The following is a 15262-nucleotide window of genomic DNA, read 5'->3' as shown; positions in this document are numbered from 1 at the left end:
TACCTAAAAATGCTAAATGCTGTAAATTACTTCCTCATAAAGGGTTCATGAGGTACTAAAAAAGCTAAATACTGTAAATAACTTCCTCATAAAGGGTTACTGAGTATGTAGGGGCCATCATATTGACGATTTATCAATAATGCTACAATTGTACTCAAATAAAATCAGTTAGTTCCACAAAAAAAGGCGCCCATAAGTCAGTTCCCCTGACTTATAAGGCAGCCTCTTTTAAACTGACTAATTACAATTGATCCATATAAACCGTTTTGACTTGTGTATAAAAATCTATTGCCGTCTTACCTTGTTCGCGGGATCCTGTGCTTGAACTTTTGCAGCCGCCAAAAGGTACTTGTGGTTCTGAACCTGCTGTTTCATTATTTACATGTACAAGACCAACTTCAATGTCTTCAACAAAACGCTGTGCGATTGTAAAATTGTTTGTACAAATCGCTGCACTTAAACCATATTCAGTATCATTAGCCATCTCTACTGCTTCCTCATAGTTTTTCACTTTAAAAAGCGCTACTACAGGCCCGAATATTTCTTCTCTGGCAATACGAGCATCCGGGGAGACATCTTCAAAGATTGTAGGTTGAACATAGAAACCATTTTTTAGTTCTTGATCAGCAGGAATTTCTCCACCGCATAATAGAGTTGCCTCGTCCTTTCCAGCTTCAATCATGGCTAGCACACCATCAAGTTGTGATTGAGAAACAGTTGGACCGACAAATGTATCGTCATGAAGTGGATTTCCAACTTTTAATGTTTTTGTCCGTTCTACAAGTCGGTCACGGAATGCTTCATAAATTGCTTCTTCCACAATGACCCTACTCGTTGCTGTACACTTTTGACCAGTAGATTTGAAAGCACCGCTCACGGCAATTTCAACTGCCTTTTCTATATCTGCATCAGCAAGGACGATTAGTGGATTCTTCCCACCTAATTCCATTTGTACTTTCTTTCCTTTTGCTGAAGCCTTTTGCTGAATCTGATTTCCAACCTGATTAGATCCTGTAAATGAGATTGCTTTAATATAAGGATGTTCTACCAATTCTGTTCCAACGACAGAACCTCTACCAAATACACAGTTTACAACGCCTGGTGGAATACCAGCCTCATCAAGCGCTTTTATCACATGATAAACAGATTTTGGAGTCAAATCCGCTGGTTTAATCACTACCGTATTTCCGTAAACTAATGCAGGAGCCATTTTCCATACAGGAATTGCAATAGGAAAATTCCAAGGCGTAATCAATCCAATTGGCCCAATTGGCGTTCGAGTTGTATATAAAAATGTATTTGTATTACCAGAAGGAATCACTTCTCCGACTGGCTGTCTTGCTTCTCCTGCAAAATATTCAAGGATACTGATCGCACGCTGTGTTTCTCCAATACCCTCAGCAAGTGTTTTCCCTACTTCTAGTGTTAAATCACGTCCTACTTCATGAACCTTTGTTTTTAATAAATCCGCAGCTTTTTGAAGGTATGCAGCTCGTTGTTGGTATGAAAGTTTCTTCCATGATAAAAATGCCGTTTTAGCTGCAATAATAGCTTGTCGTGTATCCTCTTCTGTACTTGAAGGAAATTCTCCTAATGACTCTCCATTATGAGGACTGTAATTTTCCCGATATTCACCCAATGTAGGCTGTTTCCATTGACCATTAATATAGTTTGCATAACGCATATCGTTTCCCCCAATTAGATTTTTTCATTAATTATTTACTATAGGATAAATTCATTTTTGACTTATCTTGACCAGCAGATAAAATCTTCGGGTTTGTTACAACTTCGATAATAGATGGACGTCCCGATGATAATGCCCTCTTAAGTGCCGGAGCAAAATCAGTATTTTTTTCGACCTTCTGACCGTATGCTCCAAATAAACTCGCAAGCTCTGCAAAGTTTGGGTTAGAAAGCTCCGTGCCGATTACTCGATCTGGAAAATGCTTTTCTTGATGTGTTCGAATTGTTCCATACATATTGTTGTTTATCACAATCGAAATGACAGGAATGTTGTAACGTACGGCTGTTTCGATTTCCTGAAGCGTCATCATGAAGCCCCCATCTCCTGAGAAGGAAACAACTGTTTTATGCGGCTGTGCGAGTTTTGCACCAATAGCAGCCGGCAGCCCATACCCCATCGCTCCAGATGTTGGTCCGACATATGTATTTTCATGCTCAAAGCGATAATATCGAGAAAGCCACCCAAAGAAATTTCCTGCATCATTCGTAATAATCGTATCTTTTGGAAGATGCGAGACGATATCATACATAAAACCATCCAGATCTACAAATTCATCCGTATAATCTTCTTTCGTCTTTGAAAAGTTCATGTATTCGTTATGAAGCTTTTCTACTCGCATTACATCTGAATTTAATGGCGTAGATAAAGCAATTGATAATGCTTCTGCTAAAAAGGATTTCACATCAGCTGTAACTGCCAAAGAAGGAGCATAAACTTTTCCAAATACATCTTCTGAAATATCAATGTGAATTAGTTTACCTTTTCCTGAAAGCAATGAATAATCTTGCGTTCCTACTTGGGAAAACCTTGTACCTAGAGCGATCACTAGGTCTGCATTGTCTATTGATTCAAGTAAATTCTTTGGTGTTCCAAAGCCAAGCCAGCCTGCATAACATGGATGTGAATTTGGAAACGCATCGAAACGACGGAATGCAGTAACAACAGGGATTTGTACTGTTTCAGCAAATTTAACTAATAAAGGAACAGCTTGTGAACGAATGACTCCACCACCAGCTATAAGAATCGGCCGTTTGGCATTTTGAATCATTTCGACTACTTGCTGAACGCTCTCTTTATGTGGACGAGCCGGCTGAGACTGATAGACTGGGATTTCTACCATTTCGGCTGTATCTTCTAGCATGTCATGAGGTAATGCTACTAACACAGGACCAGGACGACCTGAACGAGCAATATGAAATGCACGATGTAGAAGCTCTGGAATTCGTTCAACTCGGTCAATCTCTACTGTCCATTTGCATAAATGGCTAAACATCCCTACAAGATTGACCTCTTGAAATGCTTCCTTTTCTTTAAAAGGACGCTCAACTTGTCCAATAAGTGCAACTAACGGGGTGGAATCTTGGCTAGCAGTATGAATTCCAATCGCCAAATTTGAAGCTCCAACACCACGAGTTGCCATACAAACACCTACTTCACCTGATGCTTTTGCATAGCCCTCCGCCATAAATGACGCTCCACCTTCATGTCGAGCTGAAATCAAGCTAATTTCTGGATGTTCATATAATGCATCCATAACTCCTAGATAACTCTCACCGGGTACACAAAAAACCTTACTAACCCCTTCTTTTGCCATAACATTGACTACTGCTTTTCCACCGCTAATTTTCATCACAAAACACTCCCTTCTCCTATGCAATTACATTGAAACACTAACTAGCAATCTATTTTCTTCTCATATTTTTTATTAAGATTTAACAGTTTCTACGTTAACCTCTTCGAATGGCCAAGCTGGAAGCATTTTTCTTAAAACTTTATCTTCCCTATAACCTAGGTCATATTCAGCCTGCATAATTGTATGAACCTCTCTCGTTCCTTCATAAATGACTGGTGCTTTTGAATTTCTTAAATAACGTTCTACTGGAAACTCATTTGAAAATCCATATGCCCCATGAATTTGTACAGCATCATTAGCTGCTTCATTTGCTGCATTACAAGAAATCCATTTGGCTAGTGATGTTTCCCTAGTGTTGCGTTTTCCATTATTTTTTAACCAGCCAGCTTTATAGACTAGTAGACGGGAGATTTCAAGATTTGAAGACATTTTAGCAATCATTTGTTGCACTAATTGATGTTTCCCGATTTCTTTACCAAAGGTTTTTCGCTCATGACAATATTTTACGCTTGCTTCAAGTGATGCCTGAATTAATCCACAAGCACCAGCTGCAACTGTAAACCTTCCATTATCAAGCGCTGCCATTGCAATTTTAAACCCTTCACCTTCGAATCCTAATAGGTTCTCAGCTGGTACTCTGACATCATCTAAAAATACTTCTCCAGTGTTTCCAGCTCTAATTCCCATTTTTCCTTTAATTGCTTTTGTAGTAACCCCTTCAAAAGTACGTTCTACGATAAAGCAAGAAATTCCGTGGTGCTTTAAGTCATGATTTGTTTTTGCAAAGATTAAGAAATGATCAGCTACATCACATAAAGAGATCCATGTTTTTGATCCGTTTAAGATATAACTATCACCATCTTTTACTGCTGTTGTCGACATTGCTACTACATCAGATCCTGCATTTGGCTCTGTTAACCCAAATGCACCAATTTTCTTCCCTCGCGCTTGAGGAACGAGATACTTTTTCTTTTGTTCTTCAGTTCCCCACTGTAATAATGTCATGCTATTTAATCCCGTATGTACTGAAACAGCCGTACGGAAAGCTGTATCTCCACGCTCTAGTTCCTCACATACGATTGCTAAAGTATTATAGTCCATTCCAACTCCACCATATTGTTCTGGAATACAAACACCCATTAGTTCCAACTCGGAAAGTCGTTTTAATATATTTACTTCAAAATGTCCTTTTTCATCCCACTCCTTAATAAATGGTATAATTTCACGATCTACAAATGATCTAACTACCTTCCTCACACTTTTTTGTTCTTCTGTTAATGAAAAATTCATTTTAACTCCTCCTCAAATTGTATTATTTCGTTTCATTTCCTTTATTTCTAATTGAGAATAACCAAGTTTACTCATCACTTCTTCAGTATGTTCTCCATGTAATGGAGGATGTCTTACTACTTCAACTGGTGTTTTTGATAATTTTAATGGTGAACCAACTAACTTCAGATCATTTATGAATGGATGCTTTACTTCTAGCACCATATCCCTTGAACTAGCTTGGTCAGACTGTAGGGCTTCACTTACGTTATAAATCGGTCCATTTGGAATACCAATTTTATCTAAAAGAACTTTCCACTCATTTTTACTTTTAGTTTTGATTTTATTTGAGATTATTTCCTCAATTTGTTTTCGATACTGCAATCGACTAGCATTTTTCCTATATAATTCATCTAATAAAATCGGTTCTTCAATTAGTAAAGCAAATCGATTAAATTGATGATCATTACCAACTGCGATCACCATCTCACCATCACTTGCTGAAAAAACTTGATATGGAACAATATTAGGATGATAATTTCCTAATCGCTCAGGTATAACGCCACTACATAAATAATTACTTGCCACATTTACTAATGCAGCCAATTGCGAGTCAAATAGTGAGATATCAATTTCTTGTCCTTCCCCTGTACGATTACGATGCTGTAATGAAGCAAGAATTCCAATACATGTAAATAAGCCAGTTAATACGTCTGAAATAGCAACTCCCACTTTTGTTGGCTCGCCATCCTTCTCTCCGGTAATGCTCATTAAACCAGACATCGCCTGAATGATATAATCATATCCAGGAAGTGACGAATTAGGTCCTTTGCTACCAAATCCACTAATTGATGCAAGAATAATATCATCTTTCATCTCTTTCATTTCTTCATAGGAAAATCCTAGTTTTGCTAAAGTTCCAGGTTTAAAGTTCTGGACAACAACATCAGCTTCAGAAATAAGGTTTTTTAAAACCTCTTTCCCCTTATCATCCTTCAAATTTAAAGTAATCCCTTGCTTGTTTCGATTAGCACATAAATAATATGCACTTTCTCCTTCTACAAAAGGAGGCCCCCATCCTCGTGTTTCATCCCCACCACTAATACTTTCAATTTTGATTACCTCGGCCCCAAGATCCCCAAGGATCATCGTACAAAAGGGACCCGCTAGTACTCTTGTTAAATCAATAATTTTGATACCATGTAATGCCCCCGGCAATTTGATCACCTCTTCATTGATTTTCTTTCGTATTTTCTAACTTCCACTGGGCAATTAAAATGGTTACCAATGTATTTTTGTTATTGCATGTATATAGAAAATTTAAGGTAAATTAGCCCTCCATTTTCGTTATACTTTTCATAATGCAAAACCCATGCCAACTTCAAAATTCCTATTATTATTAAATGTAGGCTGTAGTTAAGGATCTAATTAGTGAAAAATGAAATTAAAATCCACTCAAAACCGTCATTTTTAACTCATTCAAAAAATTTGTTACGAGTGAATCTATTAAACTAGTTCATACATAAAAGGGGCTGTCGAAATAGCCTATAAATGTAAAAAGCCCACAAAGAAATTTTTATTCTTTGTGGGCTTTAGTATTTTTAACTTATTTTAACACTCAATCAAATCTCTAACTGTAGGCTCAAAAAGTTCGCAAGCAATATCTCTTTGATATCGTTTTTGTTTTTTAGCTTCTGTAAATAAATTAAAGGTATTCTTTCTGCTTAATCTTTCAATATCATCGATAACTGTCTGAGGTTCAGGTTTCACTAATCCAAAAATAACGGCGTCATAAAATCTAATTGCACCTAAGTTCGCTACAAAATCATTCACCACATCGATACCTCTTTGTTTGATGATCTGATCCCCCTCAGCCGAGATTGGAATATTTGCAGCCTCTACAATTAAACTTGCCTTTACTTTACTAGCATTTGATACATTAATTACATCCTCTAAAGCTGCCGGAATCAAGATGTCACAATCTACATCAAGCCATTCAGTGTTGCTTCTTACCGAATAGTTCGATTCAAAAAACTCTCGATTCATTTCTCCATGTGTGTTTTTGTGGTCAATTAACTTCTGTACATCTAACCCCTCTTCACACGTTACTAGGAGATTTGCATCGGAAATGCCGACAACTTTATAGCCTAACTGTGATAATTTCAACGCACAACTTGCTCCTACACAACCAAATCCTTGAATAACTACTTTCGCTACTTTATTTTCACCTTTAAATTTCCATGCTTCATCTGCGCAAAAAGCAACACCGTAGCCTGTTACAGCATCATTTAGAAGGAAACAATCTATTTTAGAAGCTAGCAGATTATTAAAATCTTTTATTCCATTTTGAACACTTACATCTTCCTTCATCGATTTTGTTAAAGGTATTCCTACATTAAATTCATCAAATACTCTTAATACATCCTCATACTTCGTACCTAAATCACTTCCTAAAGATACGCCTGCTTCTACATATGGCATCATCGCAATCAAAAACCTTCTTAATACGTCATACGCATCAGGGGCTTTATAATCATAAGCAATACCAGCTTTACATCCACCTGTAGTAACACTTTCTGAAGCCATATATTTATAAGCCATTGCCTCTGCCAAACGTTCAACTTCTTCCCTTGTCACTGTTGGATGCATTCTTGTCCCACCACCAGCATACCCTTTGACAAAGTTATGTACCACTAACCACCCTTGTGCATCTGTTTCACTATCATTCCACTCTACAACTAGGTAAGGTTTTTTCATACTATAGCCTCCTTAAAGATTATCTTTTTTAATAGATTTCTTGTGTCAGAATCTTAAGTTGTATGTAAACTGATTAAATAGTCGGCTGTGTCGGCACTTCTCCATGTTCGTTCTTAATGCCAATCTTACCTTTATTTTTCCCATGGCGTAAAAAGTAATAAAGATAGCTTACACCCATGAAGCCTAAACCACCTATTAAGGAAGAACGTTGAGTAGGATCAAAAGCCATAAATACGATGGAAATTCCACATAAAACTAGACATAGAATAGGAATTAATGGAAACAGTGGAACTTTGTACTTTAATTCCTTAACATTTCCACCGTTTTTAATAAATTGTCTTCTAAAATTATATTGCGACAAGGCAATTGCCATCCAACTGAATGTACCAGCTAGTCCAGTTACAGACAGCAGAACGACAAAAACTGTTTGTGCAGATACTACACTTGTAAGTAATGATACTAGTGCAAAAAGAAGACTAAACAATACTGCATTAAACGGAACACCACGAGAATTTACTTTCCCTAAAGCTTTAGGTGCCATCCCACTTTGTGAAAGAGACCATAGCATGCGGGAACATACATATAATCCCGAATTACCTACAGATAGCAACGCCGTTAAAATAACTAGATTCATAATATCAGCTGCATACGGAATACCAACATTATCAAATACAGCAACAAATGGACTTTCTACTACCCCTGCATGCCTCCATGGAATCAAAGCCGCTAATACTAAAATGGCTAACACATAAAAAATCAGGACACGAAAAATGATACTACGAATTGCTTTAGGAAGAGTCTTTTCTGGTGTTTCACTTTCACCAGCTGCAATTCCAACAACTTCTGCCCCTTGAAATGCAAATACTACTGCCATCATAGTTGAAAATATAGCTGAAAACCCATGTGGGAAAAGCCCACCATCTTTTGTAAAATTAGTAAACAAAGGTGCCGAACTACCTTTATGACCGAACCCAAATATGGTTGCTGCTCCAATCAGTATAAAAGCTATAACTGCAAATACTTTAATTCCCGCAAACCAGAACTCCGCCTCTGCGTAACCTTTTACACTAAGAATGTTTAAACCCAACAAAAGTACGATAAACACAAGGCACCAAATCCAAACTGGTACATGTGGAAACCACCTTTGCATCAATATTCCGGCCGCTGTGAATTCTAAACCAACCGTTGTTGCCCAACTAAGCCAATACATCCAGCCAATCGTAAATCCGGTACCAGGTCCAATATACTTCGTAGCATAAGTCTTAAATGAACCTGTAACTGGCATTGTAATCGATAGTTCACCTAAACAAACCATCACAAGATACATCACCAATCCACCGAATAAATACGCAACAACCGCTCCCCCTGGACCAGCTTGATTAATCGTTAAACCTGAACCTAAAAATAAACCTGTACCGATTACTCCTCCAAGTGAAATCATAAACAAATGCCGACTTTTCATGGAACGTTGTAACTGACCTTTTTCATTAGTAGAATCCATAAATGCCCCACCTTTATTTTAGAATATTCAGAAAAAATAAAACAAATAATATCTCTAAAAGATCACCGCAGAAACTAAACAAAGTAATAATTAAGCCTACTCAACATGCGTTCTTAAATAGTGAAACTAAATAAGAAATTAAAATCTTCTAAAAACACCTCCTATTGCTGCCCATCTAATTCGGAAATAACTTTCTCCTCTTCACACTATTCTTAAGCAAAAGTCATGCCAACAAAAAAACACGAATAAACCAACCTATTAGCCATTCTTTAAATCTAAAAACAACTTATTTATTTTAAATTCTACTCAATTCATTTATTTTAGACTCAATTGCATTTTTTAAAAAGAGGCTTTTCTCATTGAGATCATTTTTATTTGCATAAATAATCAATCTTAAATTCTATCCAATTAGTACATCAGGATTGCAGAATATTTTTTTAAAAAATTTAGTTACGGGAAAATTTAATGCTTCCGATTTTGGAAAATGGTACATTGAATTGCAAAAAATGGAAAATTATAATATGAAACAGATCACTTGAGGAATATTGCTTTTTAAATTTTAAAAATACAAAAAAGCCAAGATATTGGAGAAAAAATGTGAAAAAGAAATTTTTTATTTCATTTCTTATTGTAAGTATGCTTTTAGGAGGTTGCTCTAACTATAAAGAATTAAATCAAATATCGATTGTGGTTGCAATGGGAATTGATTACTTCCCGAAAGAAAGAAAATATCATGTAATCACTCAAATTTTTAATCCTAGTGCAATTGCAACTGCAACACAATCAGGGTCTCAAGGTACTCCGGTTATTGCGTTAGATGATAAAGGTAGAACTATTACTGAAGCTGTACGAAATGTGTCTAAGAAAGGATCTCGACAAAATATTTATTCTCATGTTGCACTTGTCATAGTAGGAGAAACATTAGCAAAAGAAAAATCACTAAATTATATTTTCGATGTATTTGAAAGGGATTCTAAAATTCGTGTAAATATTCCAGTGATTATTGCAAGAAATAAAAGCGTTGATGAAATAATGAATAACATAGCAGCACTTGATAAAATATCTGCTAAATCAATTGTAGGTAAAATTAAAAATACATCAGCCCTTTTAGGTGAAAATCAAGAAACATTAATGCGTGAGGCAATTTCTGCAATTTCTAGTAGTGGTAGGGAACCAGTAATAAATGGCGTGAGCTTAGAAAATGAAAGTGAAACATCACAAACACTTGAAAATGCTAATAAAGTCAATTCTAGTTATGATCGGATAAATGGCACAGGGATTTTTAGAGATGGAAAATTAGTTGGTTGGTTAGATGGACCACCGGCACAATCTATACAAATTATTGATAATCTGATCAACGAAATGAATGTAGAAATACCATGTAATACAAAAGAATATGATTCGATGGAGCTTTCACGGGTAAAATCAAAGACGGAAATTAAAATAAAAGATAATATTCCAATAATAAATATAAAAATTAAATCAATTGGCCATATTGACGAGGTATTATGTAATGCCAATTTTGATAAAGCAATAACCCTTAATAAATACGAAAAAACCGCTGAAAATGTTATAAAACAATCAATAGAAAAAGGAATATCTGAAGTAAAAAAACTCGGTGGAGATGCATTTGGATTTGGTGAAAAATTATACATGGTTAATCCAAAAATTTTTAAAAAATATGAAGGAAATTGGAATGATACATTTAAAAAAGCAAAAGTTACAGTAAGTGTTGACGTTAAAATTAATAATGTCGGAATGAGAAGGAGACCTTATCCATATTAGGAGACCAGATACTGTATGAATAGAAAATTAAAAATTAGAAATCAAAGTATCTTTTGGAAATGAGTGGATAATATTGGAAAGATTAAAAAATCATCTTCACCAGATAAAAGAATCAAGAAAAAGATAGATTATTTAACAGATTCTTTAAATTAAATTTCTTATTCCTTTTATTAAAAATAAAAACCCCATTTGGAAGCTACAAAAGCCCCCAGCACTATTCGGTTCGGGGGCTTTTAAATGTAATGCAATATATTGAAATCAATATTGAAAAAGATCGAATACTTAAGTAACTTCGTCGTAAAGTAGTATATTTGATTGTTATGACGAGGTTTTACTAGTATATCTCTACTAGTCATCACGAACATAGTGTCACACTTAGAATTATTTCTTATAATCAAGAAATTTGTAGATATTTCCCGGGAATTTGTAAAAATTTGATGTTAAATAAAATCTAATATTTAAAAGCATTATTTTAAGCTGAAACAAACTTATATCAGCAATTAAAAAGATTTTTGAAATAAGTGCAATCTGTATCAGCCTGCGATACGTACTAAAAAGCCGATACATCCTAGTGGAAGTATCGACCTGAAAGTACATATTAAAGTATTCAGTTTCAAAAGTTTTAATCAAATTTCACAAGATTAGCATAAAAAGATTTTAATAGTTCCTTTATTTTCTAAATAAAGAGAAAAGCCATCCCCATTTATCTTTAGGCTTTTGGATCACAACTTCTAAACGTTTATTAAAGTTATCCTGTGATCGCCATTCTGTTCTCTGTTCTTCTCGCATGTTTTGTATTTCTTCTTGTAAAAAATCAATTTTTTGTTTTTCATGTTCCAGTAATGTCTCGTATTGGATTTTTTGTTGTTTGGCTAATTCTTCGATTTTGGTATAAGTTTTTTTGGATGAATTTCCAATATTTGCACTTATATCATGATGATCTTGTTGAAGCCTGGAAACCGCCGTTTTAAGTTCTGTCATATCATTTTTCATTTGAACATTCATTTCACGTGCAGCTGCGAGTTCACTGACTAAAAACCTTAAAAACTCTTTTAATTGATTTGGGTCATGTGGTAAATTTTCATATGTATCAGATATGGCAATTTGTGTTTCATCGTAACCTTCTAATCTTTCTTTTTGTTGAAAAACGAGGTCTTTTGCAGTATCTTCCAGGGGCTTTTCTGAATCGCGTAACGCTATAAGCACTCTAATATCAGATTGAACAAAGATACGTCGATCGCCATCTTTCAAGAACTCATATCCATTGCGCTCTAAGATTTGACCATACTTTCGAACAGTAGGTGTTGCAATACCCAGTTCTTCTGCTACTTCCTTGGAAGAAAAAGCTCGTTCATTCGGTTGTATATCACTTCGCATAACGGACCTCCTTTTTAACAAATATGAAGGATTTTCCGGCATATTGCAACATATATCACTGTAATATGAAAAAACAAGTGATGATGTCCTACTTCAAAAGTTTTGAGTGAAGTGCTCTTACATAAGCATTTTCTAATATAAATATTGAGTTAGAAACGGCAAAAATTACAGCTTGTACAGTTGATTTATGAATTATTCTACAAGTAAGTCTTAGAAAAGCAATATGAACGATATATATACTAACTCATACGTTATAATCTAGAGATATTGATAGTGAAATTACCTAAAAAATCCCCTCTTCACACTTAAGGAAAATAGGGGATCAACTCATTTTACTATAATTAACATTAATTAGAGCCTAAAGCACCAACTACCGGATGTGGAACATAAGGCTCTTCCAAATACGCAACTTCTTCAGTTGTTAAATTAACCGATAATGCACCAACTGAATCTTCTAGATGTGAAATTTTAGTAGCCCCAATAATTGGCGCTGATACTGGCTCTTTCTGCAGTAACCAGGCAAGAGCTATGTTTGATTTTGTTACTCCATGTTTTTCAGCAATCTCTGCAACACGCTCCACAACAAGTCGATCCGTATTTTCAGTTGCACCGTATTTAGATTTTTGAGTTTCATCAGTTTCAGATCTTAGCGTCGTATTTGACCAATCACGTGTCAATCTTCCTGACGCGAGTGGACTATACGGAATGACGCCAATATTTTCTTCCTTACAAAGTGGCAGCATCTCCCTTTCCTCTTCACGGTATATGAGGTTCAGATGGTTTTGCATCGAGACAAATTTGGTCCATCCATTTTTCTCTGCAACATGTAGAGACTTCAGAAACTGCCATGCGTACATAGCGGAAGCACCGATATATCTTACCTTACCAGCCTTCACTAAATCATGAAGTGACTCCATTGTTTCTTCGATTGGTGTGTTATAATCCCAACGATGGATTTGATATAAATCCACATAATCTGTTCCGAGGCGTTTAAGACTTTTATCAATTTCACTCATAATATGCTTTCTGGAAAGTCCTGAACCGTTAGGACCTTTGTGCATAGGGAAATATACCTTCGTAGCAAGTACTATTCCATCCCGATTGGCATAATCTTTTAAAGCTCTTCCAACAAATTCTTCACTAGTACCATCTGAATAGACATTCGCCGTATCAAAAAAGTTGATACCTAAGTCTAGTGCCTTTTTAATGATTGTACGGCTACTCTCCTCATCGATTACCCATGGATGGATCCAACGTTTAGCATCACCAAATCCCATACAACCAAGGCAAAGTCTAGATATTTCTAATCCTGTATTTCCAAGTTTTGTGTATTCCATTTTTATATCCTCACTTTCAGAAATATGTAATCTATTAATCTAAAATAACTATACTTGGACTACATCACTAAAATTATGATTGATAATCTCTACTAATTTAAATTCCCTGTTCTCATACTCAAATTTTAGGATGCAACAATTTCCAATTCGATCTTGTTGTGTAATAGAGCTTTTATGTTCCCAATGCCTCATAAAATTTCGCAATGCTGCTCCATGAGAAACAGCTAATACCACTTCATTATCCTCTTCCATTATTTTTTGACATGTAGTAGCCATTCTTTGTTGCAGTTCTTTTTGATCTTCTCCACCAAACTTAACAAAAAAGTCACCATACGGTAACGGTGGATTTAAATCTTCACTCTCACCTTCGAACGTTCCGAAATTCCATTCTTTTAAGCCTTTTAATCTTGTATACGACAATTCTGTCACGATCTCTAGCGTATCACTCGCTCTTTCTGATGTAGAACAATAGGCATGATCGAAAATAATATTTTGTTCTTTAAAATACAATGCAGCGGCCTCTGCTTGTTTAATTCCTAATTCTGTTAGAGGTGAATCACACGAGCCTTGAATTTTCCTTCTACTATTAAATAGTGTTTGTCCATGTCTCATTAGATACAAAGTCTTTTTCATTCGTATCCCCCTTTTCTAATCTAAAAAATAAGTTTCGGGTAACAGGTTTTGTTTCAAAATTAGAGATTAACTTACAATCTAATATTATATTTTTAATCGTTAGCATATTCCTCTTAAATGAATGCCTTTTACTCTTAATTTCAAGTAAAAGATTTGAAAAAATATTGAAAAACAAAAAAATTTGAACATAAAAAGGCCCAAACCCTTGTTATACTTCGGTTTGAACCTTTTTTAATTTCAAAGCGATAATTGCAAATTAAGACGCTGCTGTTGTACTATATTTTTCTTCCAAAGTCTTCTTTAAGAATAAAGCTACTTCAAGCATTCCGAATTTCCCAGCTTTTTCTTCTGCATCTGAGTTATAGTTGGTATTTGTATTGATATCGTAAGTATAAATTTCACCTTCAGCATTTCGGATAAATTCGATTCCGGCAACTTGAATACTATTTTTAACTAGAACTTCTTTATATTTCTCTAAAATTTCGTCGTCAAAACCTTCAACAATTTGGAACTTAGGCTTCTCTTCTACTTCTTCTCCTACCGGACAGAATAAATCACCAATTTGGCATGCATCCGCTGGGCATAGTTCAAACCCTTCCGAAGTATCTACTTTAACAGCATAAACAAAGTTTCCGCCAACAAACTCGCAACGAGTGATGTAGTTTTCAGGTGATTTGATGTATTCTTGAATCAGTGTAATACCATCGACCGGTTCTTCAAAAGTCGGTCCTTCGACATAAGCTTTTAAAGCATCAACACTCTGGAATAACTGGACACCTAGCCCTTTACCTGCACGATTATGCTTCGTAATAAATGACTGTCCTTCAAAGCTACTAGCTGCTTTAAGAATGTTTTCTTTACCAACAGCTGCAATCGTTTTTGGCGTTTTAACACCATATTTGTTTAACTCTAAATATTGTAAAACCTTACTAACTTCTAGCTTCAAGGCATTCGTTCCATTTAACACCGTACGACCATGTGCTTCAAGCCAAGCTAATACTTGCCCAGTAAATTCAGCTGCAAAACGATGATCACGTGTATGAGAAGAAGCACTCATTCTGCTATAAAAGATCCCTTCTGGTGGTTCTGATGATAAATCTACCGTACCTTCGTCTAGATGCCATTCCTCATAAGGAACTCCAAGCTCCTCTAATCTTTTTGTTAAATGCACAGTCCACTCACTATTTTCATGAATTACATATACTTTACTCATCTTTAAATCCCCT

11 protein-coding genes are annotated in these 15262 nt (G+C 35.5%); 1 reads left to right on the top strand and 10 read right to left on the bottom strand.

Features of this window, described 5'->3' with window-relative positions; genetic code table 11:
* Nucleotides 1-241: 241 nt before the first annotated feature.
* From ACFVRR_RS01210 to ACFVRR_RS01185, 6 genes are all read right to left on the bottom strand, one after another.
* Nucleotides 242-1684, bottom strand: coding sequence for an aldehyde dehydrogenase family protein (locus ACFVRR_RS01210; protein WP_387323833.1), 1443 nt, complete (start codon nt 1682-1684; stop codon nt 242-244).
* A 31-nt stretch (nt 1685-1715) separates the two neighbouring features.
* Nucleotides 1716-3374, bottom strand: a complete 1659-nt coding sequence (locus ACFVRR_RS01205; protein ID WP_387323831.1) for a thiamine pyrophosphate-dependent enzyme — start codon at nt 3372-3374, stop codon at nt 1716-1718.
* A 75-nt stretch (nt 3375-3449) separates the two neighbouring features.
* Nucleotides 3450-4667: an acyl-CoA dehydrogenase family protein gene (locus tag ACFVRR_RS01200; protein WP_387323829.1), complete on the bottom strand. Its 1218-nt coding sequence runs from the start codon at nt 4665-4667 to the stop codon at nt 3450-3452.
* A 12-nt stretch (nt 4668-4679) separates the two neighbouring features.
* Nucleotides 4680-5864 (bottom strand): CaiB/BaiF CoA transferase family protein, encoded by a 1185-nt coding sequence (locus ACFVRR_RS01195; protein ID WP_387323827.1) that lies wholly within the window; start codon nt 5862-5864, stop codon nt 4680-4682.
* A 393-nt stretch (nt 5865-6257) separates the two neighbouring features.
* Nucleotides 6258-7403: a Glu/Leu/Phe/Val family dehydrogenase gene (locus tag ACFVRR_RS01190; protein ID WP_387323825.1), complete on the bottom strand. Its 1146-nt coding sequence runs from the start codon at nt 7401-7403 to the stop codon at nt 6258-6260.
* Nucleotides 7404-7476: 73 nt separating this feature from the next.
* Nucleotides 7477-8904 (bottom strand): amino acid permease, encoded by a 1428-nt coding sequence (locus tag ACFVRR_RS01185; protein WP_387323823.1) that lies wholly within the window; start codon nt 8902-8904, stop codon nt 7477-7479.
* Nucleotides 8905-9501: 597 nt separating this feature from the next.
* Here ACFVRR_RS01185 and ACFVRR_RS01180 point away from each other — a divergent pair.
* Nucleotides 9502-10689, top strand: a complete 1188-nt coding sequence (locus tag ACFVRR_RS01180; protein WP_387323821.1) for a Ger(x)C family spore germination protein — start codon at nt 9502-9504, stop codon at nt 10687-10689.
* A gap of 669 nt (nt 10690-11358) precedes the next feature.
* Here ACFVRR_RS01180 and ACFVRR_RS01175 read toward each other — a convergent pair.
* From ACFVRR_RS01175 to ACFVRR_RS01160, 4 genes are all read right to left on the bottom strand, one after another.
* Entirely contained in the window at nt 11359-12066 is a 708-nt protein-coding gene (locus tag ACFVRR_RS01175; protein ID WP_387323819.1) for a hypothetical protein, read from the bottom strand.
* Between the two features lie 347 nt (nt 12067-12413).
* On the bottom strand, nt 12414-13403 hold the full coding sequence (locus ACFVRR_RS01170) for an aldo/keto reductase (RefSeq protein ID WP_387323816.1): 990 nt from the start codon (nt 13401-13403) through the stop codon (nt 12414-12416).
* Between the two features lie 48 nt (nt 13404-13451).
* Nucleotides 13452-14036, bottom strand: coding sequence for a histidine phosphatase family protein (locus ACFVRR_RS01165; protein ID WP_387323814.1), 585 nt, complete (start codon nt 14034-14036; stop codon nt 13452-13454).
* Between the two features lie 256 nt (nt 14037-14292).
* Nucleotides 14293-15249: an ATP-grasp domain-containing protein gene (locus ACFVRR_RS01160; RefSeq protein WP_387323811.1), complete on the bottom strand. Its 957-nt coding sequence runs from the start codon at nt 15247-15249 to the stop codon at nt 14293-14295.
* Nucleotides 15250-15262 lie beyond the last annotated feature (13 nt).

It is taken from the genome of Gottfriedia sp. NPDC057948 (assembly GCF_042887255.1).
Taxonomy (GTDB): Bacteria; Bacillota; Bacilli; order Bacillales; family Bacillaceae_G; genus Gottfriedia.
The sequence above is the reverse complement of the archived record's forward strand: the minus strand, read 5'-3'. Positions and strand labels throughout refer to the sequence as shown.

Coding starts and splice junctions, on each gene's coding strand:
- ACFVRR_RS01210 (WP_387323833.1), bottom strand. CDS start 1,684: ATGCGTTATGCAAACTATATTAATGGTCAATGGAAACAGCCTACATTG.
- ACFVRR_RS01205 (WP_387323831.1), bottom strand. CDS start 3,374: ATGAAAATTAGCGGTGGAAAAGCAGTAGTCAATGTTATGGCAAAAGAA.
- ACFVRR_RS01200 (WP_387323829.1), bottom strand. CDS start 4,667: ATGAATTTTTCATTAACAGAAGAACAAAAAAGTGTGAGGAAGGTAGTT.
- ACFVRR_RS01190 (WP_387323825.1), bottom strand. CDS start 7,403: ATGAAAAAACCTTACCTAGTTGTAGAGTGGAATGATAGTGAAACAGAT.
- ACFVRR_RS01185 (WP_387323823.1), bottom strand. CDS start 8,904: ATGGATTCTACTAATGAAAAAGGTCAGTTACAACGTTCCATGAAAAGT.
- ACFVRR_RS01175 (WP_387323819.1), bottom strand. CDS start 12,066: ATGCGAAGTGATATACAACCGAATGAACGAGCTTTTTCTTCCAAGGAA.
- ACFVRR_RS01170 (WP_387323816.1), bottom strand. CDS start 13,403: ATGGAATACACAAAACTTGGAAATACAGGATTAGAAATATCTAGACTT.
- ACFVRR_RS01165 (WP_387323814.1), bottom strand. CDS start 14,036: ATGAAAAAGACTTTGTATCTAATGAGACATGGACAAACACTATTTAAT.
- ACFVRR_RS01160 (WP_387323811.1), bottom strand. CDS start 15,249: ATGAGTAAAGTATATGTAATTCATGAAAATAGTGAGTGGACTGTGCAT.